General features: G+C 71.5%; 21 protein-coding genes. 6 read left to right on the top strand and 15 right to left on the bottom strand.

The features are described 5' to 3' along the window. Positions 1–3: 3 nt before the first annotated feature. The 12 genes from ABGB12_RS10855 to ABGB12_RS10910 form a co-directional block, all read right to left on the bottom strand. Positions 4–678, bottom strand: a complete 675-nt coding sequence (locus ABGB12_RS10855; RefSeq protein ID WP_347676567.1) for a hypothetical protein — start codon at positions 676–678, stop codon at positions 4–6. Further along, a complete protein-coding gene (locus ABGB12_RS10860) occupies positions 666–1,424 on the bottom strand; it encodes a hypothetical protein (RefSeq protein WP_347676569.1) in 759 nt (252 codons plus the stop codon). The genes ABGB12_RS10855 and ABGB12_RS10860 overlap by 13 nt, the downstream gene beginning before the upstream one ends. A 12-nt stretch (positions 1,425–1,436) precedes the next feature. Continuing rightward, complete coding sequence (gene glnT / locus ABGB12_RS10865) at positions 1,437–2,759, bottom strand: type III glutamate--ammonia ligase (protein WP_347676571.1); 1,323 nt, start codon at positions 2,757–2,759, stop codon at positions 1,437–1,439. A 166-nt stretch (positions 2,760–2,925) separates the two neighbouring features. Then, entirely contained in the window at positions 2,926–4,239 is a 1,314-nt protein-coding gene (locus ABGB12_RS10870) for an ammonium transporter (RefSeq protein WP_347676573.1), read from the bottom strand. 132 nt (positions 4,240–4,371) lie between these two features. Beyond that, positions 4,372–5,139, bottom strand: a complete 768-nt coding sequence (locus ABGB12_RS10875; RefSeq protein WP_347676575.1) for an enoyl-CoA hydratase — start codon at positions 5,137–5,139, stop codon at positions 4,372–4,374. Then, positions 5,132–7,369 (bottom strand): acyl-CoA dehydrogenase family protein, encoded by a 2,238-nt coding sequence (locus ABGB12_RS10880; protein WP_347676576.1) that lies wholly within the window; start codon positions 7,367–7,369, stop codon positions 5,132–5,134. The genes ABGB12_RS10875 and ABGB12_RS10880 overlap by 8 nt, the downstream gene beginning before the upstream one ends. A gap of 127 nt (positions 7,370–7,496) precedes the next feature. Continuing rightward, complete coding sequence (locus tag ABGB12_RS10885) at positions 7,497–9,440, bottom strand: acetoacetate--CoA ligase (protein ID WP_347676578.1); 1,944 nt, start codon at positions 9,438–9,440, stop codon at positions 7,497–7,499. 125 nt (positions 9,441–9,565) lie between these two features. Then, the gene (locus ABGB12_RS10890; protein WP_347676580.1) at positions 9,566–10,333 is read right to left on the bottom strand and encodes an enoyl-CoA hydratase-related protein; all 768 of its coding nucleotides are present in this window, start codon (positions 10,331–10,333) and stop codon (positions 9,566–9,568) included. Continuing rightward, positions 10,330–11,472 (bottom strand): acyl-CoA dehydrogenase family protein, encoded by a 1,143-nt coding sequence (locus tag ABGB12_RS10895; protein ID WP_347676582.1) that lies wholly within the window; start codon positions 11,470–11,472, stop codon positions 10,330–10,332. The genes ABGB12_RS10890 and ABGB12_RS10895 overlap by 4 nt, the downstream gene beginning before the upstream one ends. Continuing rightward, positions 11,469–12,359 carry a hydroxymethylglutaryl-CoA lyase gene (locus ABGB12_RS10900; RefSeq protein WP_347676584.1) on the bottom strand — a complete coding sequence of 297 codons (891 nt, stop codon included), beginning with the start codon at positions 12,357–12,359 and terminating at the stop codon, positions 11,469–11,471. The genes ABGB12_RS10895 and ABGB12_RS10900 overlap by 4 nt, the downstream gene beginning before the upstream one ends. Next, positions 12,356–14,293: a biotin carboxylase N-terminal domain-containing protein gene (locus tag ABGB12_RS10905; RefSeq protein ID WP_347676586.1), complete on the bottom strand. Its 1,938-nt coding sequence runs from the start codon at positions 14,291–14,293 to the stop codon at positions 12,356–12,358. Before ABGB12_RS10905 ends, ABGB12_RS10900 begins: the two co-directional genes overlap by 4 nt. Before the next feature lie 5 nt (positions 14,294–14,298). After that, the gene (locus ABGB12_RS10910) at positions 14,299–15,858 is read right to left on the bottom strand and encodes a carboxyl transferase domain-containing protein (RefSeq protein ID WP_347676588.1); all 1,560 of its coding nucleotides are present in this window, start codon (positions 15,856–15,858) and stop codon (positions 14,299–14,301) included. 110 nt (positions 15,859–15,968) lie between these two features. On the opposite strand from ABGB12_RS10910, the gene ABGB12_RS10915 reads away from it, so the two are divergent. From ABGB12_RS10915 to ABGB12_RS10930, 4 genes are all read left to right on the top strand, one after another. Beyond that, positions 15,969–16,529, top strand: coding sequence for a TetR/AcrR family transcriptional regulator (locus tag ABGB12_RS10915; RefSeq protein ID WP_347676590.1), 561 nt, complete (start codon positions 15,969–15,971; stop codon positions 16,527–16,529). A 47-nt stretch (positions 16,530–16,576) separates the two neighbouring features. After that, on the top strand, positions 16,577–17,884 hold the full coding sequence (locus ABGB12_RS10920; protein WP_347676592.1) for a serine/threonine-protein kinase: 1,308 nt from the start codon (positions 16,577–16,579) through the stop codon (positions 17,882–17,884). A 22-nt stretch (positions 17,885–17,906) separates the two neighbouring features. Beyond that, positions 17,907–19,697, top strand: coding sequence for a glutaminase A (glsA, locus tag ABGB12_RS10925; RefSeq protein ID WP_347676594.1), 1,791 nt, complete (start codon positions 17,907–17,909; stop codon positions 19,695–19,697). 162 nt (positions 19,698–19,859) lie between these two features. Continuing rightward, complete coding sequence (locus tag ABGB12_RS10930) at positions 19,860–20,240, top strand: signal peptidase I (RefSeq protein WP_347676596.1); 381 nt, start codon at positions 19,860–19,862, stop codon at positions 20,238–20,240. Here ABGB12_RS10930 and ABGB12_RS10935 read toward each other — a convergent pair. Beyond that, positions 20,207–20,566 carry a hypothetical protein gene (locus tag ABGB12_RS10935; RefSeq protein WP_347676598.1) on the bottom strand — a complete coding sequence of 120 codons (360 nt, stop codon included), beginning with the start codon at positions 20,564–20,566 and terminating at the stop codon, positions 20,207–20,209. The genes ABGB12_RS10930 and ABGB12_RS10935 overlap by 34 nt on opposite strands. Before the next feature lie 25 nt (positions 20,567–20,591). Between ABGB12_RS10935 and ABGB12_RS10940 the strand changes: the two genes are divergently transcribed. Then, the gene (locus ABGB12_RS10940; RefSeq protein ID WP_347676600.1) at positions 20,592–20,981 is read left to right on the top strand and encodes a YchJ family metal-binding protein; all 390 of its coding nucleotides are present in this window, start codon (positions 20,592–20,594) and stop codon (positions 20,979–20,981) included. On the opposite strand, the gene ABGB12_RS10945 is transcribed toward ABGB12_RS10940, so the two are convergent. Together ABGB12_RS10945 and ABGB12_RS10950 are read right to left on the bottom strand one after the other, a co-directional pair. Beyond that, on the bottom strand, positions 20,963–21,949 hold the full coding sequence (locus ABGB12_RS10945; protein ID WP_347676602.1) for a reductase: 987 nt from the start codon (positions 21,947–21,949) through the stop codon (positions 20,963–20,965). The two genes, ABGB12_RS10940 and ABGB12_RS10945, sit on opposite strands and share 19 nt — an antisense overlap. 356 nt (positions 21,950–22,305) lie before the next feature. Further along, a complete protein-coding gene (locus ABGB12_RS10950; RefSeq protein WP_347676604.1) occupies positions 22,306–22,926 on the bottom strand; it encodes a TetR/AcrR family transcriptional regulator C-terminal domain-containing protein in 621 nt (206 codons plus the stop codon). Between the two features lie 83 nt (positions 22,927–23,009). Between ABGB12_RS10950 and ABGB12_RS10955 the strand changes: the two genes are divergently transcribed. Next, the gene (locus ABGB12_RS10955) at positions 23,010–24,119 is read left to right on the top strand and encodes a ferritin-like domain-containing protein (protein WP_347676606.1); all 1,110 of its coding nucleotides are present in this window, start codon (positions 23,010–23,012) and stop codon (positions 24,117–24,119) included. Positions 24,120–24,121 lie beyond the last annotated feature (2 nt).

A 24,121-nucleotide genomic window follows, 5' to 3' on the forward strand; every position in this document is an offset into this window, starting at 1 on the left:
GGCTCAGTAGGCGTCGTGGTTCTGGGTGTCGAAGTGGTAGAGCGTCCGGGCCGAGGCGACCTTGGTGACGTTCTCCGGGTCGATGTGGTCGAACCCGCAGGTCTTCACCAGGTCCCGGACGGTCTTCACGTCGGTCTCGGTGAGCTCCTCGATCCGGGCGTCGGTGCCCAGGCTGGCGATCCGCCCCGCGACGTAGACGACCGCCTCGTACAGGGAGTCGCCCAGGCCGTCCCCGGCGTCGCCGCCGACGAGGATCGTCCCGGCCTGCGCCATGAAGCCGCAGTACGCGCCGACACTCCCGCCGACGGCCAGCGTCGCGCCCTTCAGCGAGATCGCGGCCCGCAGCGAGGCGTTGCCGTCCACGACGACGAGCCCGCCGCGGGCGGTGGCGGCGGCCGACTGGCTGGCGTCGCCCTTGACGTGGACGCGCCCGGACATCAGGTTCTCCCCGACACCCCAGCCGACCGGACCGTTCACGGTGATGTCGGCCTTCTTGCCCAGGCCGCCGATGTAGTACCCGGCGGGTCCGTCGATCGTCACCTTGACCTCGGCGTCCAGCCCGACGGCGAGGTTGTGCCGGCCGCGCGGGTCGGCGACGGTCGCCGCCGCCCCGTCCGGCAGGGCGCGCAGCGCCCGGTTGATCTCGCGGACCTCTCCCGTCAGGGTCAGCGCTTCCACAGGTGAACCTCCTCGGGGCCGGGCTCGAACACCCGGGCGTTCTCGAATCCGGGCAGGCCGACCAGCGCCCGGTACTCCGAGACCATCGCGACCCACCGGTCGGTCTCGGCGATGATCGCGGGCTTGCAGGCGACGGCGTCCCGGACGACGGCGAACTCGCTGTCGGTGGTGACCAGCAGCGTGTAGAAGCCGTCGAACACGTCGCAGACCAGGCGCAGCGCCTTCTCCAAGTCGTCGCCCAGGTCGAGGCGGTGGCCGACGAACCGGGCGGCGACCTCGGAGTCGTTGTCGGTCTCGAAGACGACGCCCTCGGCCTCCAGCGCGCGCCGGACCGTGGCGTGGTTGGCGAACGAGCCGTTGTGCACCAGGCACAGGCCGGGCCGTGGCGAGAACGGGTGGCTGCCCTCGGTGGTGACGGCCGACTCGGTGGCCATCCGGGTGTGCCCGACGGCCTGGTGGCCGCTCATCCCGGCCAGCCCGAACTCCTCGGCCAGCGCCACGGGGTCGCCGACGCCCTTGAGGACGGTCAGCCCGGTTGCATCCGTCTGGGGGGCGACCCCCAGGCCCCCGGGGGTCGGTCCGGCCGATCCTCGCTCCGCTCCGATCGTCCGGACCGGGCCGTAGACGCCGACTCCGGCGGAGTCGGGGCCGCGTTCGCGGACCTGGGCGAGCATGCCGGCGAGGAGTTCGCCGAGCCGCCCGCCGAGCCCGTCGTCCTTCAGGTGCAGGCCGACGATGCCGCACATGGGGTGCTCCTTTCAGAAGGCGGTCAGGTAGGTGTCGGTCTCCCAGGAGCTGACCTGGCTGTGCCAGGCGAGGAACTCCTCCCGCTTGACCTTCGCGTAGTAGGCGGCGACGTCCGGTCCCGCGGCGTCGAGCGCGCCCGTGACGACGGGGTCGGCCTCCAGCGCCTCGATCGCGTGCAGCAGGGTCGGCGGCAGGTCGGCGCTGCCGGAGCCGGGCTCGCCCGGGTCGGTGCCGGAGTCGAGGCCGTCCAGGCCCGCGGTGAGCAGCGCCGCCATCGCCAGGTAGGGGTTGGCCGAGCCGTCGGCCAGGCGCACCTCGACCCGGTCGCCGTCGGGCACCCGCACCAGGTGGGTGCGGTCGTTGCCGCCGTAGGTGGCCTTGCGCGGCGCCCAGGTCGCGCCGGACGCGGTCGTCGCGGCGGTGGTGCGCTTGAAGGAGTTGACGGTCGGGGTGACGACGGCCGACAGGGCGGGGGCGTGCGCGAGCAGCCCGGAGACGAACCGGTAGGCGACGGGGGAGAGGCCCAGTCCGCGCGGGTCGTCGGCGGACGGGAACAGAGGGGTCTCGCCCTCCCAAAGCGACATGTGCATGTGCAGGCCGGAGCCGGTGCGGTCGGTGAAAGGTTTGGGCATGAACGTGGCGGTCATGCCGCGCCGCTCGGCGAGCATCTGCACCAGGTACCGGAAGGCGATGAGCCGGTCCGCGGTGGCGAGGGCCTCGGCGTACTCGAAGTTCTGCTCGAACTGGCCGTTGCCGTCCTCGTGGTCGTTGGCGTAGTTCGTCCAGCCGAGGCCGTTGAGGACTGCGGAGACCTCGGTGAGGTGGTCGTACATCCGGGTCAGGTCACGGGCGTCGTAGCAGGGCCGGCCGGAGGTGTCCTTGTCGTCGGCGACCTCGATGCCGCCGGAGGGTTTGCGGCGGACCAGGAAGTATTCGGCCTCGGCGCCGACCATCGCGGTCATGCCGCGCTCGGCGAGGCGGGTCAGGACGGTCTTGAGGATGACGCGCGGCGCGTACTTCCACGGCTCGCCGCCGACGTGCGGGTCGCACTGGACCATGGCCAGGCCGGGCTTGATCTGGTGCAGCGGGGTGAAGGAGGAGGCGTCGGGGAGGGTGATGAGGTCGGGGTCGGACGGCCGCTGGCCGATCGCGCCGGCCGCGTAGCCCGCGAACCCGACGCCCTCGTCCTGCAGCATCTTCACGGCCGAAGCGGGGACGAGCTTGGCGCAGGGCTTGCCGGTCATGTCGACGAAGGTCGCCAGGACGAACCTGATCCCCTCCGCTTCGACCAGCTCGGCCAGCGTGGCCGTCCGGGGGGCCGCCGGAGTGCTCATCGATCACCTCTGTTCACTGTGATGAATCATCGTTACTTCACAGTGAACCAAGAGAACTTTGCCGGTGAACGGCTCCGGTGTAACGGTGCGGTTAAACGCGCCGAGTCCCCGCCCGGGGCGCTCCGGGCGGGGACTCGGGGTCCTGCGAGGGGGGTCTCGAAGAGGATTACGCCTCCGCGGCCTCCTTGACGGGCTCCTCCTCCTCGGAGACCTCGATGACGGCCTCCATGATCTCGATCTCGAGGTGGTCGTAGGCGAGCTCCTTGTGGAGGGCCAGGTCCACGCCGGAGGCCTCGACGCCGCCCTCCAGCCTCAGGCCCATCGTCTTGTCGAGGACGAAGGCGATGGCGAACGTCACCACGAAGGAGTAGGCGAGCACCGCGACGGCCGCGACCGCCTGGGTGCCCAGCAGCCCGAAGCCGCCGCCGTAGAACAGGCCGTCCTTGCCGTTGGGGGCGTCGGCGCTGGCCAGCAGGCCGATGAGCAGGGTGCCGACGACGCCGCCGACCAGGTGGACGCCGACCACGTCGAGGGCGTCGTCGTAGCCGAACTTGTACTTCAGGCCCACCGCCAGAGGGCAGACGAGACCGGCGACCGCGCCGAGGATCAGCGCGCCCACCGGGGTGACCGCGCCGCAGGACGGGGTGATGGCGACCAGGCCGGCGATCGCGCCGGACGCCGCGCCGAGGGTGGTGGCGTGACCGTCACGGAGCTTCTCGACCAGCATCCAGGCCAACATCGCCGCGCAGGTGGCGTTGAAGGTGGTCATCAGCACCACGCTGGCGGAGTTGCCGGCCGCCAGGGCCGACCCGCCGTTGAAGCCCATCCAGCCGAACCACAGGACGCCCGCGCCGAGCATCATCAGCGGCAGGTTGCCGGGACGGTGCGGCTGGGGGAAGTGGCCGCGCTTGCCGAGCACCAGGACGACCGCGAGCGCGGCGATGCCGGCGTTGATGTGGACCGCGGTACCGCCCGCGAAGTCGATCGCGCCGAGCGTGTTGGCGATCCAGCCGCCCTCGGCGGTGTCGGAGTCGAAGGCGAACACCCAGTGCGCGACCGGGAAGTACACCAGCAGAGCCCACAGGCCCGCCAGCGCCAGCCAGGCGCCGAACTTGATGCGGTCGGCGAGCGCGCCGGAGATCAGCGCGACGGTGATGCAGGCGAACAACGCCTGGAAGATGGCGAAGAGCATCGGAGGAATCGTCGCCTCCGTGTCCTCGGCCATGAGGTCGCCCAGGCCGATGTACTCGGTGACGTTCCCCAGCAGGCCGAGCCCGCCGTAGGAGTCACCGAAGGCCATCGAGTAGCCGACGACCGTCCACAGGACGCCCACGACGGCGACGGCGCCGAAGGTCATCATGATCATATTGAGAATGCTGCGGGTGCCCGCCATGCCGCCGTAGAAGAGCGCGAGACCGGGCACCATGAGGAGCACGGCTGCCGTGCTCGTCAGGATCCACGCTGTACTTCCAGTGTCCACACCGTCTCCTGTAAGTGTGCCGAGTTGCACAGCAGTAGACGGCCGGTGTGTTGCGTGATTCGGCGCACGCGGTGAACTCTGGGTTTCGAAGAGGGCTCCGGCCTGCCGAAGCCCCCCTCGAACCGTCGGTCCTCAGGGACGGCGGAAGGCCCGGGCCAGGTTCTCGCGGGTGGCCGGGCGGGTGGAGGAGTCGGCCTGCGCCCACGCCTCGAACGCCAGGGTCGCCTCGAAGCCCTGGGTCGCGGCGAGCCCGACCGCCGTCTTGATGTCGCGGGCCAGGCCGGACGGCACGGCGGCGAACCTGCGGGCCAGCTCCAGCGCGGCGGCCAGCGGGTCGTCGTGCAGCTCCAGCGCCAGACCGTGCCGGACGGCCTGCTCTCCGGCGAGAGTGCCGCCCTCCAGCAGGACGGCCAAGGCCCGCTGCCGGCCCAGCGCCTCCACCAGGAAGTAGGTGCAGCCGCCGCCGGGGTGCAGCCCGATCCGGCTGAACGTCGCGCTGAACTTCGCCCCGGGCGCGGCCAGCCGGATGTCGCAGGACATCGCCAGGTTCAGGCCCGCGCCGATCGCATGGCCCTGCACCGCCGCGATCGTCGGGACGGGCAGGTCCCGCACGGCCAGGAAGGCGTCGTACATGCGGGCGGCGTCGTCCCGGATCTCCCGTACCGGCAGGCCCTCCTCACCGAACAGCTCTCCCAGGTCGGCGCCGGAGCAGAACGACCGCCCCGCCCCGGTGACCACCAGGACCCGGGCGTCCCGGTCGGCCCTGACACGCGCGGCGCACTCGACGAGCTCGTCCCGCATCGCGAAGCTGATGGCGTTGTGCCGCGCGGGGTCGTCCAGCGTCAGCACCCGCACCCCGTCGTCGTGGCTCTCCAGCCGCAGGGTCTTCCACTCAGACATCTCGTTCTCCGATCTCACGCGTCTTCCCCGTCGGGGCGTCGGTCAGCTCCCACAGAGGGTCGGAGCTTTTCCGGGGGGCGACCCCCAGATCCCCGTGGGCCGGTTCGGCCGATCCTCGCTTCGCTCCGGTCGTCCGAGGTGTGCCGGTCTCTTCACGGAGGGCGCGGACCAGCAGGACGGCCCAGTGCCGGGACGGGGCCCACTCGTCGCGCCAGGACCACAGCCTGCGGGTGGCGTGGTGCAGCGGGTACTCGCGGGTGATCCCCATCGCGCCGTGCAGCTGGTGGGCGGCGGAGGCCACCTCTGAGGCCGCGTCGGCCAGCCAGAGCCGCAGCGTCGCCACCGACGGACCCGAGCCGGCGTCCGCCACCGCCCTCGCCAGGGCGGTCTCGGCGCCTTCGAGCCGGGCGGCGGCCCCGGCGAGGGCCAGCGAGACGGCCTGGAACGAGGCGAGGGGACGGCCGAACTGCTCGCGCGCCCCCGTGTACTCGACGGCCAGACGCAGCGCGGTGCGCAGGGCGCCGACGAGCTGCGCGGCCTGCAGCAGCGCGGCTCGCTCGACGATTCGCTCACGCGGGAGGGGACAGGCGATCCGATGCTCGGAGGGGACGCGGCAGCCGGACAGCAGCAGGGTGTCGCGGGGCTCGTCCGCCAGGTTCCGGCCGGGTTCGACGCTCCAGCCGGGGGTGCCGCGCTCCAGCAGGAGGAGTTCGCCGTCCGCCGGGATGACGATGAGGTCCGCCGCGGACGCCCAGGGCACCCGCTCGATCGTCCCCTCCAGCGTCTCGCCCGTGCTGAGGCCGGGTCCGGGCAGCGCGACCGTCGCGGTCAGGCCGTCCGGGACGGGCCGGCCGGCCTCGGCGAGGAGCCAGGAGGCCAGGGAGGTCTCCAGCAGGGGCGCCGAGACGCAGTGCTCGCCGACCGCCGCCAGCAGGGTCAGCAGGTCTTCCAGGGTGCCGCCGTCGCCGCCGATCCCTTCGGGCAGGCCGGCCTTCGCCCAGCCGAGCTCCCGGAGCTCGGCCCACACCGCCGGATCCGGGCCCGGCTCGCGGGCGGCCAGGACGGCCGAGGCCAGCTCGCCGAGTTCGGAACGCTTCGGGCGGGCCGAGGACAGTCCCTTGGCGACGATCGTGCCGAGGATCTCGGTCGTCCCGCCGCGCAGGCTGAAACCCGGTGCGGCGGGCACCGCCTGGGCCATCAGCCGTTCGAGTTCGTCCCCGCCGGGGTCGGGCGGTGTCCCGCGCACCCGCCGGACGGTCTCGGCGACGTCCTTCTCGAAGGCCGTGCCCAGGGCCTTCAGCAGGGCGGCCTCCCGGATCGGGGCGCGCCCGTGGTCCATCTCGGCGGCCACGCGCCGCGCCATCGCGCGCAGCACGCCGAGCCGGGCGGCCAGCTCCCCGGCGGACTGGACGGCCAGGGCGTCGTCCGGGTCGAGGCGGGAGACGAACGCCGCCAGCAGGGGATAGGTGCTGAGGACGCGTTCGGCCCCGCCCCGCTCGAAGGACAGCTGCTCGGTGACCTGCCTCCAGCCTTCGCCCTCGACGCCGAGGAGCTGGTCCTCGGGGATGAGGACGTCGTCGAAGAGGACCTCGTTGAAGTGGTGCTCTCCGGACAGGTCGTGGATCGGGCGGACGGTCACTCCCGGCGTCGCCAGGTCCAGGAGGAACTCGCTGAGGCCCTCGTGCTTGCGGCCGGTGGCCGAGGTGCGGGCCAGGAGGTAGGCGTGGGTGGAGCGGTGGGCGTGGCTCGTCCAGACCTTGCGCCCGTTGACGAGCCAGCCGCCGTCGACGCGGACGGCGGTGGTGCGCACCGACGCCAGGTCGCTGCCGGCCTCGGTCTCGCTCATCGCGACGCAGAAGGTGATCTCGCCCCGGACGATGCCGGGCAGGAAACGCTTCTTCAGCTCCTGTGAGCCGTGCCGCAGGATCGCGGGGCCGATCTGCCGGTCGGCCATCCAGTGCGCGGCCACGGGCGCGCCCGCCCGCAGCAGTTCCTCGGTGACGACGAGCCGGGCGAGGTTGGAGCGCTCCGACCCGCCGTACTCGCGGGGCCAGGTGAGGCCGATCCAGCCGCGTCCGGCCAGGGCGCGGGAGAAGGCGGGGTCGTGCTCGCGCAGCCAGGAGTCGCAGCGGGGCGTGAACCGCCCCGCGTCCAGCCACTCCTGGACGAATGCCCTGACCTCGTGTCTCAGCTCCCGCAGACCCTGGACCGAATCACGTTCTGTTCTCATGCGGAGAAGTCTGCCGCTTCCGGCAGGTAGCGGTCGAGTGAGGGGAGGCCGCCACGGTGATCGACCGCCGTGTCGGGGCCCGTTCCCCGCGGGATCCCGCGGGGAACGGTCGGCCCGTGCTCTGCTCTCATGCGCGGGAGTCCGTCGCTTCCGGCAGGTAGTGGTCGAGCACCGACGGGTCGGCCAGAGAGCCGCGGTTGACCGCCTTGGAAGGGTCGGCCCCCTGCAGGATCTTGCGGACCGGGACCTCCAGCTTCTTGCCCGACAGCGTGCGCGGCACCCCGGGGACCGGGATGAAGCGGTCGGGGACGTGCCTGGGCGACAGGTCGGTGCGCAGGGCCGTGCGCAGCCGGCCGAGCAGGTCCTCGGTCAGCTCCGCGCCCGGCGCGAGCTGCACGTACAGGATCAGTTCGCCCTCCGCGCCGAGTCTGCCGGTGTCGATGACCAGGCTGTCGGCGATCTCGTCGAACGACTCCACCACCCGGTAGAAGTCGCTCGTGCCCATGCGGATGCCGCCCCTGTTGAGGGTGGAGTCCGACCGGCCGTAGATGATGCAGCCCCCGTCGGGGAGCACCTTCACCCAGTCGCCGTGCCGCCACACGCCGGGGAAGTCCTCGAAGTAGGCCTCGCGGTACCGGGTGTCGCCCGGGTCGTTCCAGAACCCGACCGGCATGCACGGCATCGGCTCGGTCAGCACCAGTTCACCGACCTCGTCCACGACGGGGCGGCCCGCCTCGTCGAACGCCTCGATCTTCGCGCCGAGCGCCCGGCACTGGATCACCCCGGCGCGGACCGGCAGCAGCGGCACCGGCCCCACGAACCCCGAGCACACGTCCGTGCCGCCCGACAGGGAACCCAGCAGCACGTCCCGCTTGACCTCCTCGTACACCCAGGAGAACCCCTCCGGCGGCAGCGGCGATCCGGTCGAGCCGATCAGCCGCAGCGCCGACAGGTCGAGGCTCGCGCCCGGGGTGAGCCCCGCCTTGCGGGAGGCCATGATGTACGGGGCGCCCAGACCCAGATGGGTGGTGCCGGTCTCGGCGGCCAGCCGCCACAGCACGTCCCCGGTGGGGGCCCCGTCGAAGAGGACGATGGTCGCGCCGACCATCAGCCCGCTGACGAGGTAGTTCCACATCATCCAGCCGGTGGTGGTGAACCAGAGGAAGACGTCTTCCGGGCCGATGTCCTGGTGCAGGGCCAGCGACTTGACGTGCTCGAGCACCATCCCGCCGTGCCCGTGGACGATCGGCTTGGGCAGGCCCGTCGTCCCGGACGAGTACAGGATCCACAGCGGCTGGTCGAACGGCACCCGGTCGAAGGCGGGTTCGCCGTCCCGGAAGAGCTCCGGGTAGGGGAGCGCGCCCTCCACCGGGTCTGGAGAGACGACGTTGACGAGCACGGTGGTGCTCACCGACGGCAGCGCCGCCCGGATCTCCCCGAGCGTTCCGCGCCGGTCGAAGACCTTGCCGTTGTGGACGTAGCCGTCCACGGCCAGCAGCACCTTCGGCTCGATCTGCTGGAACCGGTCGATGACGCTCGGCGCCCCGAAGTCCGGCGAGCACGACGACCAGGCCGCGCCCAGGGAGGCCGCGGCGAGCATGACGACCAGGGCCTCGGGCCGGTTCGGCAGGTACCCGGCGACCCGGTCGCCCCGGCCGACGCCGAGCGCGGCGAGCCCGGCGCGGGCCCGGCCGACCTGCTCGGCGAGCTGCGCCCAGGTCAGCTCCAGCCCCGATCCGTCGTCGGTCCGGTAGACGACCGCCGTGCGGTCGGGCCGTTCGGCGGCGTGCCGCAGTATGTTCTCGGCGTAGTTCAGCCGCGCCGAGGGGAACCAGCGCAGCCCGTCCACCGGCATCGGCCCGCCCTCGCGCACCGGTCCGTCGCCCCGGTCGCCGACGATCCCGAAGTGGTCCCAGACCTTCTGCCAGAACCCGTCGAGATCCTCCACCGACCAGCGCCACAGCTCGTCGTAGTTCCGGGGGCTTCCCGGCGCCGCGCGCATGAACGCGCTGATCCGCGCCCGCTCCACGGTCTCCCGCGACGGCTCCCACAGGGTGGTGCCCTCCTGCACGGCGGCCTCCTCGCTGATCGGACGCCCGTCCGGGACGTCGTTCCTCGTGATCCCGATGATCCCGCTTTTTCGCGGTGGTCGCGGAGGGGCTGTGGACAGCGGGCGGCCCGGCGCCCTCCGGAGGTTCAGACGCCCGGCCAGTCCGGGCGCCGCTTCTCGTTGAACGCCGCGATGCCCTCGCGCCGGTCCCCCGACAGGGCGGTGGTGCGCCAGGCGGAGTCCTCGACGTCCAGGGCCGCGCCCAGGTCCAGCGGAGCGCCGTGGCGCAGGGCCCGCTTGGCGGCGCGGGTCGCGACCGGGGAATTGGCGGCGATGACGGCCGCCAGCTCCAGGGCCGTCTCGCGGTCCCGGCCCTCGGGCGCGGGACGGTCCACCAGTCCCAGGGAGACCGCCTCGTCGAACCCGACCTTGCGGCCGGTGAAGATGAGGTCGGCGGCCCTGGCCGCGCCTACCCTGCGCTGGAGCAGCTGGGTGCCGCCGCCGCCCGGGACCAGTCCGACGCCGACCTCGGGCAGCCCGAAGACGGCGGTGGGGTCGGCGACGACGAGGTCGCAGGACAGGGCGAACTCGGTGCCGCCGCCGAGTGCGAACCCGTGGACGGCGGCGACGACGGGCTGCGGCAGATTCAGGACGGAACCGAAGGCCGAACGGAAGACCGGGCGCTGGCGCATCAGGTCGTCATCGGTCATCGACGCGCGTTCCTTCAGGTCCGCGCCCACGCAGAAGGACCTCTCGGCGGAGGACGACAGGACGACGGCGCGGGCGTCGGAGCCGGCGACCTCCGCGCACGTCGCGGCCAGCTGCACGGCCATCCCGGTGGACAGCACGTTGTGCGCCTTCGGCCGGTCCAGGACGATCTCGGCGACGTGCCCGTGCCGGTTCAGGGTGATCACGAGAGCCCCAGCTGACGGGAGATGATCATGCGCTGGACCTCGGAGGTGCCCTCGCCGATCTCCAGGATCTTGGCGTCCCGGTAGAAGCGGCCGACCGGGAACTCGTTCATGAAGCCGTAGCCGCCGAAGATCTGCGTGGCGTCCCGGCTGTTGTCCATGGCCGCGTCGGAGGCGGTCAGCTTGGCGATCGCCGCCTCCTTCTTGAACGGCTCGCCGCGCAGCATCTTGGCCGCCGCCGCGTAGTAGGCGACGCGGGCGGTCCAGACCCTCCGCTCCATGTCGGCGATCTTGAACTGGATGGCCTGGTACTCGCCGATCGCCCGGCCGAACGCCTTGCGCTCCTTGACGTAGCGCAGGCACTCGTCGACGCAGCCCTGCGCCAGCCCGACCGACAGGGCCGCGATCGCGATGCGGCCCTCGTCCAGAATGCGCAGGAACTGGGCGTAGCCCCGGCCGCGCGGACCCACCAGGTTCTCCTCCGGGACCCGCACGTCGTCGAAGAACAGCTCGTGGGTGTCGGAGGCCAGCCAGCCGACCTTGGAGTACTCCGGCCCCACGGTGAAGCCGGGCGTGCCGTGCGGGACGATGATCGTGGAGATCTCGTTCTCGCCGGTCAGCGCGGTGACCGTGACGAACTCGCTGATGTCGGTGCCGGAGTTGGTGATGAAGCACTTCGAGCCGTTGATCACCCACTGGCCGTCCTCGAGCCGGGCCGTGGTGCGCATGCCGCCCGGCACGTCCGAGCCGCCGCCCGGCTCGGTCAGGCCGAACGCGGCCAGCCGCTCGCCGGTCACCAGCTTCGGCAGATAGCGGCGCTTCTGCTCCTCGGTGCCGAACCGGTAGATCGGCATCGCGCCCAGGGAGACCCCGGCCTCCAGGGTGATGGCGACCGAGGAGTCCACCCGGGCCAGTTCCTCCAGCGCCAGGCAGAGCGTGAAGTAGTCGCCGCCCATGCCGCCGTGCTCCTCGGAGAACGGCAGCCCGAACAGGCCCATCTTGCCCATGCCGGCGACGAGTTCGTAGGGGAACTCGCCCCGCTCGTAGTGGCCGCCGATCACCGGCGCGACGGCCTCGCGGGCGAAAGCCGCGACGCTCTCCTTCAGCGCCGTCTGCTCCTCGGTGAGGGTGAAGTCGATCATGAGTTGCTCCTTGCGGTGACGACGCGGGAAGGGGAGGGGCGGCCGAGTCGGGAGGCCATCCAGAGGCTGGTCTCGACGAGGGCGTCCAGGGACACCCCGTGGCGGACGCCGAGGCCGTCGAGCATCCACACCAGGTCTTCGGTGGCCAGGTTGCCGGTGGCGCTCTTGGCGTACGGGCAGCCGCCGAGCCCGCCGGTCGAGGCGTCCACGGTGGTGACACCCGCCTGCAGCGCGGCCAGGGTGTTGGCCAGCGCCTGCCCGTAGGTGTCGTGGAAGTGCACGGCGAGCCGCTCCGGGCCGCCGAACGCCGAGATGAGCTCCTGGACGTGCCCGGCGGTGCCGACGCCTATGGTGTCGCCGAGGCTGAGCTGGTAGCAGCCCATCTCCAGCAGGCGCTTCCCTGCCGCGACGACCTGCGGGATCGGGACGTCGCCCTCCCAGGGGTCGCCGAAGGCCATCGACAGGTACGCCCGCACCCGCAGGCCCTCGGCCAGCGCCCGGGAGACGACCGGCTCGAACATGGCGTACTGCTCGTCCATGGAGCGGTTGAGGTTCTTGCGGGCGAACGCCTCGGTGGCGCTGGCGAAGATCGCGATCTCCTCGACCCCGGCGGCCAGGGCGCGGCCCATGCCGCGCTCGTTGGGCACCAGCACCGGGTAGTTCACGCCGGGCCTGCGCTCCAGCCCCGCCATCAGCTCGTCCGCGTCGGCCAGCTGCGGCACCCACTTCGGGTGGACGAAGCTGGTCGCCTCGATGGTGGTCAGCCCCGCGTCGGCGAGCCTGCCGATGAACTCGGCCTTCACCTCCACGGGAACCGCGGTCTTCTCGTTCTGCAGGCCGTCGCGGGCGCCGACCTCGTAGATGGTCACCTGTTCGGGCAGGTTCATCGCACCTCCTCCTGGGGCGTGATCTCGGCCAGGACGGCGTCGAGCGCCACCTGCGCCCCGGCGCGGACCGGCAGCCGGGCGACGGTCCCGGCGACGGCCGCGACGACGGTGTGCTCCATCTTCATCGCCTCGACGATCACGACCGGCTGGCCTTCGGCCACCGGGTCGCCCTCGGCCACCTTGACGGCCAGGACGGTGCCGGGCATCGGGCTGCGCAGGACGCCTCCGGCCGCGGCGGACGTCCCGCCGCCCAGCAGCCGCTCCTGCTCCCGGACGGACCACGCGCGTCCGTCCGCGCCGATCCAGACGGCGCTGTCGGGGGCGGTGGCCCGGTGGTGGGGGTGGCGGCGCCCGTCGAGCAGCAGGGCGTTCGAAGAAAGGACGGCCCGCCGGGGAGCGCCGTCGCCGACGGCGACCTCCTCGCCCCGGGTCCGCACCTCGACCGGTTCGCCCCCGTCCACGACCAGCGTATGCGGGGTCCACGCGGCCTCTCCGAGCCGCCAGCCGTCCATGGCGTCCCAAGGATCGGTCCCGGACGGCGCGACCGCGCACATGCGCTCCAGCGCGGCGGCGGCCAGGACCCAGTCCGGGACGGAGGCCCCGGCGGTCAGCTCGGGGAGCACCCGCTCGACCAGACCGGTGTCCAACTCGCCGGAGACGACCTCGGGCCGCGCCAGCAGCCCCCGCAGGAACCCGACGTTGGTGTGCACGCCCAGCAGCGTGTAACCGGCCAGGGCCCGGTCCATCGCCCGCAGCGCCTCGGCCCGGTCCTTGCCGTGCACGATCACCTTGGCGATCATCGGGTCGTACCGGCTGCCGATCTCGTCGCCCGCGTCCACGCCGGAGTCCACCCGCGCCCCGGCGGGCTCGGCGAGCACGAGGATCCGCCCGCCGGTCGGCAGGAAGTTCCGGGCGGGGTCCTCGGCGTAGACACGGGCCTCGATCGCGTGGCCGTCGAGGGCGACGTCGTCCTGAGTGAACGGCAGCGGCTCGCCGGACGCCACCCGCAGCTGGAGCTCGACCAGGTCCAGTCCGGTCACCAGCTCGGTCACCGGGTGCTCGACCTGGAGCCGGGTGTTCATCTCCATGAAGTAGCGCTCGTCGGGCCGCTCGCCCGCGACGATGAACTCCACGGTGCCCGCACCGACGTAGCCGATGGAGCGGGCCGCGTTCACCGCGTGCGCGCCGATCTCCGCCCTCTGCCCGGCGTCGAGCAGGGGAGAGGGCGCCTCCTCCACGATCTTCTGGTGGCGGCGCTGGAGGCTGCACTCCCGCTCGCCCAGGTGCACGACGTTGCCGTGGCCGTCGGCGAAGACCTGCACCTCGATGTGGCGGGGTCCGTCGATGAACCGCTCGACCAGCAGGGTGTCGTCGCCGAACGCGCCGCGCGCCTCGCGCCGGGCCGAGGAGATCGCCCCGGCCAGCTCCTCGGCGGAGCGCACCAGGCGCATGCCCTTGCCCCCGCCGCCGGCGGACGGCTTGATCAGCACCGGCAGCCCGATCTCCAGGGCGGCTTCGGCGAGCACCTCGTCGCTCAGCCCCCGCTCGTCGCGGCCGGGAACGACGGGCACCCCGGCGGCGGCGACGGTCAGCTTCGCCTCGATCTTGTCGCCCATGGCGTCGATGGCCGAGGGCGGAGGGCCGACGAACACCAGCCCCGCCTCGGCGCAGGCGCGGGCGAACGCGGCGTTCTCGGCGAGGAACCCGTAACCGGGGTGCACGGCCTGCGCCCCGGTGGCCAGTGCCGCCTCGATGATCGCTGCGCCGTCCAGATAGGACGGGACCGGCACGGCCTCGTCGGCCTGGCGGACGTGGACGGAACCGGCGTCGTCGGGCGCGTACACGGCGACGGAGCGGACGCCGAGCCCGCGCAGGGTGCGCTGGACGCGGACGGCGACCTCGCCGCGGTTGGCGATGAGGACTGCGGTGAACATGGACCTCACATCCGGAAGACGCCGTAGCCGACGTCGGCGAGAGGGGCGTTGGCGGCGGCGGACAGGGCGAGGCCGAGGACCCGGCGGGTGTCCGCCGGGTCGATCACGCCGTCGTCCCACAGCCGCGCGGTGGAGTAGTACGGGTTCCCCTGTGTCTCGTACTGCTCCCGGATCGCGTCCGCGTCCGCGTCGCCGACGGTGGTGAGTACGGAGGCGGCCTGCTCGCCGCCCATCACCGAGATCCGGGCGTTCGGCCACATCCACAGGAACCGGGGCGAATAGGCGCGGCCGCACATGGCGTAGTTGCCCGCGCCGTAGGAGCCGCCGATGACCACGGTGAACTTCGGCACCCGGGCGCAGGAGACGGCGGTGACCATCTTGGCCCCGTGCTTGGCGATGCCGCCGTGCTCATAGTCGCGGCCGACCATGAAGCCGGAGATGTTCTGCAGGAAGACCAGCGGGATCGAACGGCGGTCGCACAGTTCGATGAAATGCGCGCCCTTCATCGCCGACTCGGCGAACAGGATGCCGTTGTTGGCGAGGATGCCGACCGGGTGGCCCTGAATATGGGCGAATCCGGTGACGAGTGTCGGCCCGTACTCCTTCTTGAACTCGGTGAACTCACTGCCGTCGACGACGCGGGCGATGACCTCGCGCACGTCGTAGGGAGTCCGCGGGTCCGGCGGGACGATCCCGTACAGCTCGGACGGGTCGTAGAGCGGTTCGACGGGCGTGCTCACGTCCCACGGCCGGGGGGCGCGCGGCCCGAGCGTCGCGACGATCTCGCGCAGGATGCGCAGGGCGTCGGCGTCGTCCTCGGCCAGGTGGTCGGTGACGCCGGAGATCCGGGAGTGAACCTCGCCTCCGCCGAGTTCCTCGGCCGTCACGACCTCGCCGGTCGCGGCCTTCACCAGCGGCGGGCCGCCCAGGAAGATCGTCCCCTGGTTCCGGACGATGACGTTCTCGTCGCTCATCGCCGGCACGTACGCCCCGCCCGCGGTGCACGAGCCCATGACGGCGGCCAACTGTGCCACGCCGAGGGCCGAGAGATTGGCCTGGTTGTAGAAGATCCGGCCGAAGTGCTCCCGGTCGGGGAAGACGTCGTCCTGCATCGGCAGGAACGCGCCGCCGGAGTCGACGAGGGCGATGGACGGCAGCCGGTTGTGCAGCGCCACCTCCTGGGCCCGCAGGTGCTTCTTCACGGTCATGGGGAAGTAGGTCCCGCCCTTGACCGTCGCGTCGTTGGCGATGATCACGCACTCGCGGCCCGAGACCCGGCCCACCCCCGTGATCATCCCGGCGCCGGGGGCGGCGTCCCCGTACAGCCCGTAGGCGGCCAGCGGCGACAGCTCCAGGAAGGGCGACCCCGGATCCAGCAGCCGGTCGACCCGCTCGCGGGGCAGGAGCTTGCCCCGCGACACGTGCCGTTCGCGGGCTCGGGCGGGGCCGCCCAAAGCCGCCGTCGCGAGCCGTTCCCGCAGCCGCGCGACGAGTTCGGCGTTCGCCGCGGCATTGCTCTTGTAGGGCTCGCTCGCGACGTCGGCGCGGCTCGGCAGTGCTCCCAATGCCCCTCCTCGGTCGATCCGGTGGTGGTCCGCCCGGAGGCGGCAGTCATGTTAATGAACGCTAACAACAGATGTTAATCATCATTAACACCGTCGTCTACACTGGGGGCATGGAGATCGATACCCGGGCGAGGCGGACCCAGATCCTCGCCGCGGCGGCCGGGCTGTTCGCCAGGCGCGGCTACCACGGGGTGTCCATCGGCGAACTCGGCGCGTCCGTCGGGCTCACCGGGCCCGCGCTCTACCGGCACTTCGCCGGCAAGGAGGCACTGCTGGCCGAGGTCCTGCTGGACATCAGCGCCCGGCTGCACGACGAGGGGTTCCGGCGCGCGGCCGTCGCCGCCGACCCGCTGGGCGCGCTCCTTGACTGGCACATCTCCTTCGCGCTCGACAACCCCGCGCTCATCACCGTGCACGAACGCGAGCTGGAGAACGTCCCAGAGGCCCCGCGCCGCGAGATCCGCCGCCTCCAGCGCGCCTACGTCGAGGAATGGGTGCGGGTGCTGTGCGAGCAGCGGCCGCGGCCGCGGGAGGAGGCCAGGGCCGCCGTCCACGCGGTGTTCGGCCTGCTCAACTCCACCCCGCACAGTGCCGGGGAGCTCGACCGCGAGGCCATGGCGCGGCTGCTGCGCCGGATGGCCGAGGCGGCGCTGCTGGCCGGCGCCGGGTGATCCAGATATTCCTCTCCGAAGGAGAGCTTCGCGGGTTATCTTGAGGCATGTCCGCTCCTCTGGGGCCAGGCGACCCCCGCCGGCTCAGCGAGTACGACCTGGTCCGCCGGCTCGGCGAAGGCGGCCAGGGCACGGTCTATCTCGGCGTCGGCCCCGACGGGGGCAAGGTCGCCGTCAAAGTACTCAAAGGGCACACCGATCCGGCCACCCAGCGGAGGTTGGCCCGCGAGTTCGAGGTCCTCAAGCGCGTCAACCCGTTCTGCACGGCGCGGCTGATCTCCTACGAGGAAGGCCACATCGTCAGCGAGTACGTCGACGGGCCGTCCCTGCAGGAGCGGGTGCAGGCGCAGGGGGCGCTGCGCGGGGGAGAGCTGGTCCGCCTGGCGATCGGGACGGCCTCGGCGCTGGCCGCCATCCACGACGCCGGGGTGGTGCACCGCGACTTCAAGCCCGCCAACGTGCTGCTGGGCCCGGACGGCCCCCGCGTCGTGGACTTCGGCATCGCCCGCCCGGTGGACGCCGGGAGTTCGGTGACGTCCTCCGTGGGAACGCCCGGCTACCTCGCCCCGGAACTGCTGCGCGGCGAGAGCGTCACGGCGGCGTCCGACCTGTTCTCCTGGGCCGCGACCATCGTCTACGCCGCCACCGGAGCCCACCCGTTCGGGGCCGAGAGCGTCGCGCTCATCTACCAGCGCATCCTCACCCACGAGCCGGACCTGAGCGCGGTTCCCCCCGAACTGCTGCCCCTGGTCCGCGCCTGCCTGGCCAAGGACCCGGCGGCCCGGCCCGACGCGCACGACGTCCTGGTCGGGCTGGTCTCACCGCAGACCGCAGGACGGCTGAGGGAGCCGACGGTCCCCGTGCCCGAGCGCGGGCCGCGTGTTCGGCGGCCGTCTCGTACGGCCTGGACGGCCGGAGGGGCCGGTGTGCTGGCCGTGCTGCTGGTCGCCGCCTTCCTGCTGTGGCCTCGGGGCGGTGACAAGCCGGACGAGAAAGGCTCCGCCGCGACCCCTCGGCCTTCCTCGACGGGTACGGCGCTCTCGGCCGGAGTGCCTTCGGCATACGCGGGGTCCTGGAGCGGCACCGCCCGCTCCAACGCCCCGGCCGATCCCAACCCGACGGAGATCACCCTCACGCTCGCGGCGGGCACGGCCGAGGCGACCTGGCGGGACGGCGGGGGCTGCGTGCAGCCGATGCGGTACCTGCGCGAGGAGGGCGGCTCGATCCTGTTCCAGCATCTGGCGGCCACCGGATGCAGCGGCGGGACGATCACGCTCACGCCGTCGGGCGACGTTCTGAGGTACCTGTGGAGCGACGGACAGGGCCTGACCTATTCCGGTGATCTCACTCGGTAACCTGCTTGGTTACCCTAACGGGGTGAACGCACCTTTTGTCAGTCCGATTCAGGATCTGCTGGACGACCTGCACGCCCGCCTCATCGAACTGCGCGCCGGTGAGGTCGCCACCTACATCCCGGAACTGGGCAAAGCCGACCCCGAATGGTTCGGCCTCGCCATCGCGACCCTCGACGGCACTCTCTACGAGGCCGGGGACAGCCAAGTGCCGTTCACCATCCAGTCGGTGTCCAAGCCGTTCGTCTACGCCCTGGCCCTGCAGGACCTCGGCCTGCCCGACGTGCTCAAGCAGGTCGGCGTCGAACCCACCGGCGACGCCTTCAACGCCGTCCGGCTCGAGCCGTCCACCGGCCGCCCCTACAACCCCATGGTCAACTCCGGTGCCATCGTCACCTCCACTCTCGTCGGCGGCGACACCTTCGAGGAGCGCAGGACGCGCATCCTCTCCGGCCTGTCGGCCTTCGCCGGACGGGAACTGGCCGTCGACCGCAAGGTGATGGAATCGGAGGCCGCCACCGGCGACCGCAACCGGGCCCTGGCCTACCTCATGCACGGCGCCGGCACCCTCACGTGCGACGTCGAGGAATCCCTGGAGCTGTACTTCGAGCAGTGCGCCGCGCTGGTGACCACCCGCGACCTGGCCGTCATGACCGCGACCCTGGCCGGAGGCGGCATCAACCCGCTGACCGGCGAGACCGTCGTGTCGGTGGAGGCCGCGGCCAAGGCGCTGACCGTCATGGCGACCTGCGGCACCTACGACTACGCGGGGGAGTGGCTGGTCCGCGCGGGGCTGCCCGCCAAGAGCGGCGTGTCCGGCGGCCTCATCGCCGCGCTGCCCTCCCAGCTCGGACTCGGCTTCTTCAGCCCGCGCCTGGACTCGCGAGGTAACAGCGTGCGCGGCGTCGCCGCCTGCGAGGAGCTGTCCGAGCGGTTCGGGCTGCACCTGATGCGCCCCGCCGAGCGCTCCGGCCCGGTCTTCCACCGCACCCTGCGCGGCGACACCGCGCACTCCTCCCGCGTGCGCGCCCACGACGAACGCACCGCCCTGACCCGCCTTGGCGGTGCCATCCGCGTCTACGTGCTCCGCGGCGACCTCGCCTTCAGCAGCGCCGAGGCGATCGTGCGCACCATCAGCGAGGACACCGACTCCGTCCGCTGGGTCGTCCTGGACCTCAAGCGCGCGGGCAGGGTCGCGTCCGTCGCCGAGGCACTGCTGGAAGGGCTGGCCGCCAAGCTGAAGGAACGCGGCATCACCACGGTCGTCGTCGACACCGAGAAGGGCGTCACCATCCCGTCGGCGGTCATCTCCGAGACCAGGGACGCCGCCCTGGAATGGTGCGAGGACGCCCTGCTGGAGTCCGCCGGCGCCTCCCGCATGACGGTGCCCCTGGCCGAACAGGACCTGCTGCGCAGCCTCGACCCGTTCCTGGTCACCGCCCTGGAGGCCTACCTGGAGCCGCGCGAGTACGCCACCGGCGAGCGCCTCATGGAGGACGTCGCCGCGCTGTGCTTCATCATCTCCGGCGGCCTGGCCCGCCAGATCACGATCGGAAACCCGCCGCGCCCCTTCCGGGAGACGTCCATGGGCCCCGGCACCGCCGTGGGACGCCTCGCCCTGATCGACGACGCCGAGCACACCCACCGCATCGTCGCCGAGTGCCCCACCTCCTGCCTGGTCCTCACCACCCAGTCCCTGGCCCGCCTGGAACGCGACTCCCCCCGCCTGGCCGACTCCCTGCGCTGGTCCATCGCCAACGCCATCGCCACCCGCCTCCGCCGCACCGACGCCGAGAACCACGCCCTCATCCACTGACGGACGTTCGCCTGGCGGCGTACTTCCGGTGGCTGAACGCGCGCTTACGCGCGCTGAACGATCCACTGACGGACGTCCGTCTGGCGGCGTACTTCCGGTGGCTGAACGCGCGCTTACGCGCGCTGAACGATCCACCGGCGATCTCGGTTAGTCTCGCTGGCCGTGACAGACGACATCTACGTGGGCAACGCCAACATCGACGCGCCCGAGGAGCGCGGCTGGCTCCTCGGGCACTTCATGCCCGAGGGCGACGCTCGGCACAGCACCGACGTGGAGATCAAGTGGGGCGTGCACCCGCCCGGCGACACGCGCGCCGCGTGGGTGCACGGCGAACACCGCACCGCCCTCCTGGTCCTGATCAGCGGCCGCTTCCGCATGGAGTTCCCCGGCCGCGACGTGGTGCTGAGCAAGCAGGGCGACTACGTCGTCTGGGGCCGGGGCGTCGACCACTCCTGGTACGCCGAGGAGGAGTCGGTCGTCCTCACCGTCCGCTGGCCGTCCATCCCCGGCTACAAGGTCGAGGCGGCCGAGACCGGGCCCTGACGGGAAGGGCGCAGCACGGCCACCGCCGCGAGCCCCAGCAGCGCGGCGGCGGGCACGACGATGGAGATCCGGAAGAACTCGCCCGCAGCCCCCGCGGCGGCGAAGCCCAGGCCCTGGAAGAACATCAGCCCTGTGGTCCGCAGGGCCAGGGCCCGCGAACGCAGGTGCTCGGGCGCGACCTGGAGCAGATGGCGGTCCTGGCCGAGGTGGTGGACGATGCCCGTCCCGGCCAGGAACAGCAGGAGCGCCGCAGGGGCGAAACCGGGCCGCAGCGCGTAGCCCGAGCAACGCCGGCACCGGCATGGCGACGCGCTGGTGAACGGCACGGGGAGTAAGAGGGAGAATGAAGGAATGTCTTCGAAGTGTCCGTGCGGGCTTTCCGAGCCCTACGAGCGGTGTTGCGGCCGGTTCCACAAAGGGGAGGGCTGCGCGCCCACGGCCGAGGCGCTGATGCGCTCGCGGTACAGCGCGTTCAACGTGGGCGACTCGGACTATTTGCTGCGGACGTGGCACCCCGTCACCCGGCCCGTCGACGCGGGGGCCGACCGGCGGACCAGGTGGACGGGGCTGGAGGTGCTGGAGACCGCCAAAGGCGGGCCGTTCGACACCGAGGGCACCGTCAGGTTCCGGGCCCATTACGTCGAGCGGGGACGCAGGGGGCAACTGGAGGAGAACAGCAGGTTCGTCCGGCACGGTGGCGACTGGGTGTACGTGGGGCCGGTTCAGGCTCCGCCGAGCTGAGCCAGCAGGACCTTCTCCTGGGCGGGTGCCAGCCCTACCCGACGGCCGAAGACGACGTCGGGCGCCGTCCAGCCGGACGAGTGCATCCAGGCCCAGGTGTCGGAGGCGGTCTCGGCGACGGGGCGGCAGGTCAGGCCGTGGGCCAGCGCCTTGGCGGGGTTCCCCTGGTGCATGGTGTCGTGGAGTTCGCCCGGCGGGAGCCAGATCGGAAGGTCCGACCACGGCTCCACGCCCGCGGCCTCGACCTGCTCGGGGGAGAGCCAGCGGAGGTCCGGTGAGGAGCCGGTGGCCTTGGCGCAGGCCTCCAGCAGTTCCCGCGTCGTGGTGTGGCCGGGCGGGCTGATCAGGTCGAAGGCGCCGCCGGTGGCGGGGTTGTCCAGCAGGAAGCGGGCCAGGTCCCGGCAGTCCAGGTACTGCAGGGGCAGGTCGGCGGGCCCCGGCGCGGGGACGGCGCCGCCCCGGGAGATCCGGTCGAGCCACCAGGGGAGCCGACCGACGTTCTCGTACGGGCCGAGGATGAGCCCGGCGCGGGCGAACAGGGCACGATCTCCGAAGGATTCGGCCACGGCCAGTTCTCCGCCGAGTTTGGCTTGCGGGTAGGGGACGTCGCCGGCGTCGGGTGAGGCGCCCTCGACGAGGGGCCCGCTCTCGTCGCCTCCAGAGGGCGCGGGCTGGGCGTAAACGGATCTGGACGAGACGTATGTGTAGTGGCCGGCCCGGCCGGCCAGCAGCCGTGCGCTCTCCCGGACGGCGCGGGGCGCGCCCTTCCAGGTGTCGACGACCAGGTCCCAGGTGCCGGTGGTGAGCGCGCTCAGATCGCCGAGCCGGTCGCCTGCCAGCGCGGTGGCTCCGGCGGGGGCGGGCCGGGTGCCCCGGTTGAACACGGTGACCTGCCACCCCCGGGCGAGCGCCTCTTGCGTCGTTGCCGCCCCGACGAACTGGGTGCCTCCCAGAATTAGAACTTTCATGACATATATCCTTATACTGGACAAATGGTCGTTTCAATGGAGATCGCGATGGGCGAACAGCAGTATCGGCGGTCGGGGTCAAGTGTCATTTGTCTCACCTTTTGAAACAGAAGTCGCACTTCGGGTGTAAAGCATGGAATTGTTAGCTCCCGTCCGGGTTGTCATTCTCCAGGAGGGACCCCCATGAAGAAGATCCTGATCCACCGGCCGGGAACTGTGAGCCTGCGCGGAGCCGCCAGCGCCAAGCATTCCGGCTGATTTTCCCCGCGGCGCGGACGGACCGGTCGTGGACCGCTCCAGTCGGAGGAGTGGAGGCCTGCGCCGGGGCCGTTCCCCGGCCCGTCCGCGCCGGACGTTCAGCGGGGCAGCGCGTCGATCGCGCTGATGAACAGCTCGAGCCCGAACTCGAAGTCCGACTCCGGGTCGTGCGCGGTGAGCTCCTTGGCCAGCGCCGTCACATGGGGGAACTTCACCGGGTCGAGTTCGGCGAACGCCGCCGCGGGGTCCGGCGGCAGGTAGTCCAGCATCTTCACCATGTCGGTCTCGCGCAGCTGGGCGCCCAGCGCGTAGGCGATGATCGCGCGCATGACCTTGACCGAGGTGGGCCCGTCGAAGCCGGCGGTGTCCGTGATGGCCAGGGCCCGCTCGACCGGCTTGATGCCGAACGGCAGTTCCACGCTGTGGGTGACGATGAGGTTCATGCAGGCCGGATACTCGCGCGCCACCCGGCGGAAGGCCCGGATGAGGGTGCGCGCCTGGGTCTTCCAGTCGACACCGGGGTCGTCGTCCAGCTCCAGCCCTGACATCACCCGGTAGGCGATGCCGTCCAGCAGGGCCGCCTTGTTGGGGACGTGGTTGTAGAGCGACATGACGGCGACGTCGAGCTCCGCGGCGACCGCCCGCATGGACAGCGCGGCTTCACCATGCCGTTCGACCAGTGCGATGGCGGCGTCGACGATCCGCTTCCTGGTGAGCAACCGTTGACACCTTTCAAACCCTGTGCGACTTTACGTACATCGTACGTTCTACGTACGTTGTACGTCACAGACGGGAGTACAGCGTGTCGACCCACGAGCTTTACACCACCCCTGTTTCCCGGGAGAACTGGAATGTGCCGCTGGCCGGCGACACCAGGTTCACCTGGGAATACGACGAAGGTCGCGACAAGCTCCTCAACCTGTACCAGAAGGGCAAGGACAAGCAGTGGGACGCCGTCAAGCGCATCGACTGGAGCCTTGACGTCGACCGGGACAACCCCCTCGGCCTTCCCGACCAGGCCAATGCCATCTACGGCACGCCTTATTGGGAGAAGATGAACGAGAAGGAGAGGGGACAGCTGCGCCTGCACCTCACCTCCTGGCAATTCTCCCAGTTCCTGCACGGCGAGCAGGGCGCGATGATCACCGGTGCGCGGATCGTGGAGACCGTCCCCGACCTCGACTCCAAGTTCTACTCCGCCACCCAGACCATGGACGAGGCCCGCCACGTCGAGCTGTTCGGCAAGTTCCTCCACGAGAAGCTCGAACTGGTCTACCCGATCAACGACCACCTCCAGACGCTGCTCAACGACACCCTCACCGACAGCCGCTGGGACATGCCCTACCTGGGCATGCAGGTGCTCATCGAGGGCCTGGCACTGGCGGCGTTCGGCCTGGTGCGGGACATGACCACGGTCGAGCTGCCCAAGCAGATGCTCACCTACGTCATGCAGGACGAGGCCCGCCACGTGGCCTTCGGACGGCTCGCGCTGCGCGACTACTACCGCCAGCTCACCGACGCCGAGCGCCGGGAACGGGAGGAGTTCGTCATCGAGGGCTGCTACCTCATGCGCGACCGCTTCCAGGCACTGGAGGTCTGGGAGAACTTCGGCATCCCCAAGGCCGAGGCAGGCCGCCTGGCGACGGAGTCGGAGTACATGAAGATCTTCCAGAGCCTCCTGTTCAGCCGGATCGTCCCGTGCGTGAAGGACATCGGGCTGTGGGGCGAACGCGTCCAGAAGGCCTATGCCGACATGGGCGTCCTGGACATGTCCAAGGCCGACCTGGAGGCGCTCATGGCCCAGGACGAGGAGCTCGCCGACAAGCTCGACGCCGAGCGGTTCGCGGCCGAGGAGACCGCGCGCCGCGAGGAGGTCGACGCGGTCATCGCCGAGGCGGCCGCCTCCTCCTGAAC

The sequence above is a fragment of the Actinocorallia sp. B10E7 genome (assembly GCF_039871655.1).
Taxonomy (GTDB): Bacteria; Actinomycetota; Actinomycetes; order Streptosporangiales; family Streptosporangiaceae; genus Actinocorallia.

Coding starts and splice junctions, on each gene's coding strand:
- ABGB12_RS10860 (WP_347676569.1), bottom strand. CDS start 1,424: ATGTGCGGCATCGTCGGCCTGCACCTGAAGGACGACGGGCTCGGCGGG.
- glnT (WP_347676571.1), bottom strand. CDS start 2,759: ATGAGCACTCCGGCGGCCCCCCGGACGGCCACGCTGGCCGAGCTGGTC.
- ABGB12_RS10875 (WP_347676575.1), bottom strand. CDS start 5,139: ATGTCTGAGTGGAAGACCCTGCGGCTGGAGAGCCACGACGACGGGGTG.
- ABGB12_RS10880 (WP_347676576.1), bottom strand. CDS start 7,369: ATGAGAACAGAACGTGATTCGGTCCAGGGTCTGCGGGAGCTGAGACAC.
- ABGB12_RS10895 (WP_347676582.1), bottom strand. CDS start 11,472: ATGATCGACTTCACCCTCACCGAGGAGCAGACGGCGCTGAAGGAGAGC.
- ABGB12_RS10900 (WP_347676584.1), bottom strand. CDS start 12,359: ATGAACCTGCCCGAACAGGTGACCATCTACGAGGTCGGCGCCCGCGAC.
- ABGB12_RS10905 (WP_347676586.1), bottom strand. CDS start 14,293: ATGTTCACCGCAGTCCTCATCGCCAACCGCGGCGAGGTCGCCGTCCGC.
- ABGB12_RS10915 (WP_347676590.1), top strand. CDS start 15,969: ATGGAGATCGATACCCGGGCGAGGCGGACCCAGATCCTCGCCGCGGCG.
- ABGB12_RS10920 (WP_347676592.1), top strand. CDS start 16,577: ATGTCCGCTCCTCTGGGGCCAGGCGACCCCCGCCGGCTCAGCGAGTAC.
- ABGB12_RS10940 (WP_347676600.1), top strand. CDS start 20,592: ATGTCTTCGAAGTGTCCGTGCGGGCTTTCCGAGCCCTACGAGCGGTGT.
- ABGB12_RS10945 (WP_347676602.1), bottom strand. CDS start 21,949: ATGAAAGTTCTAATTCTGGGAGGCACCCAGTTCGTCGGGGCGGCAACG.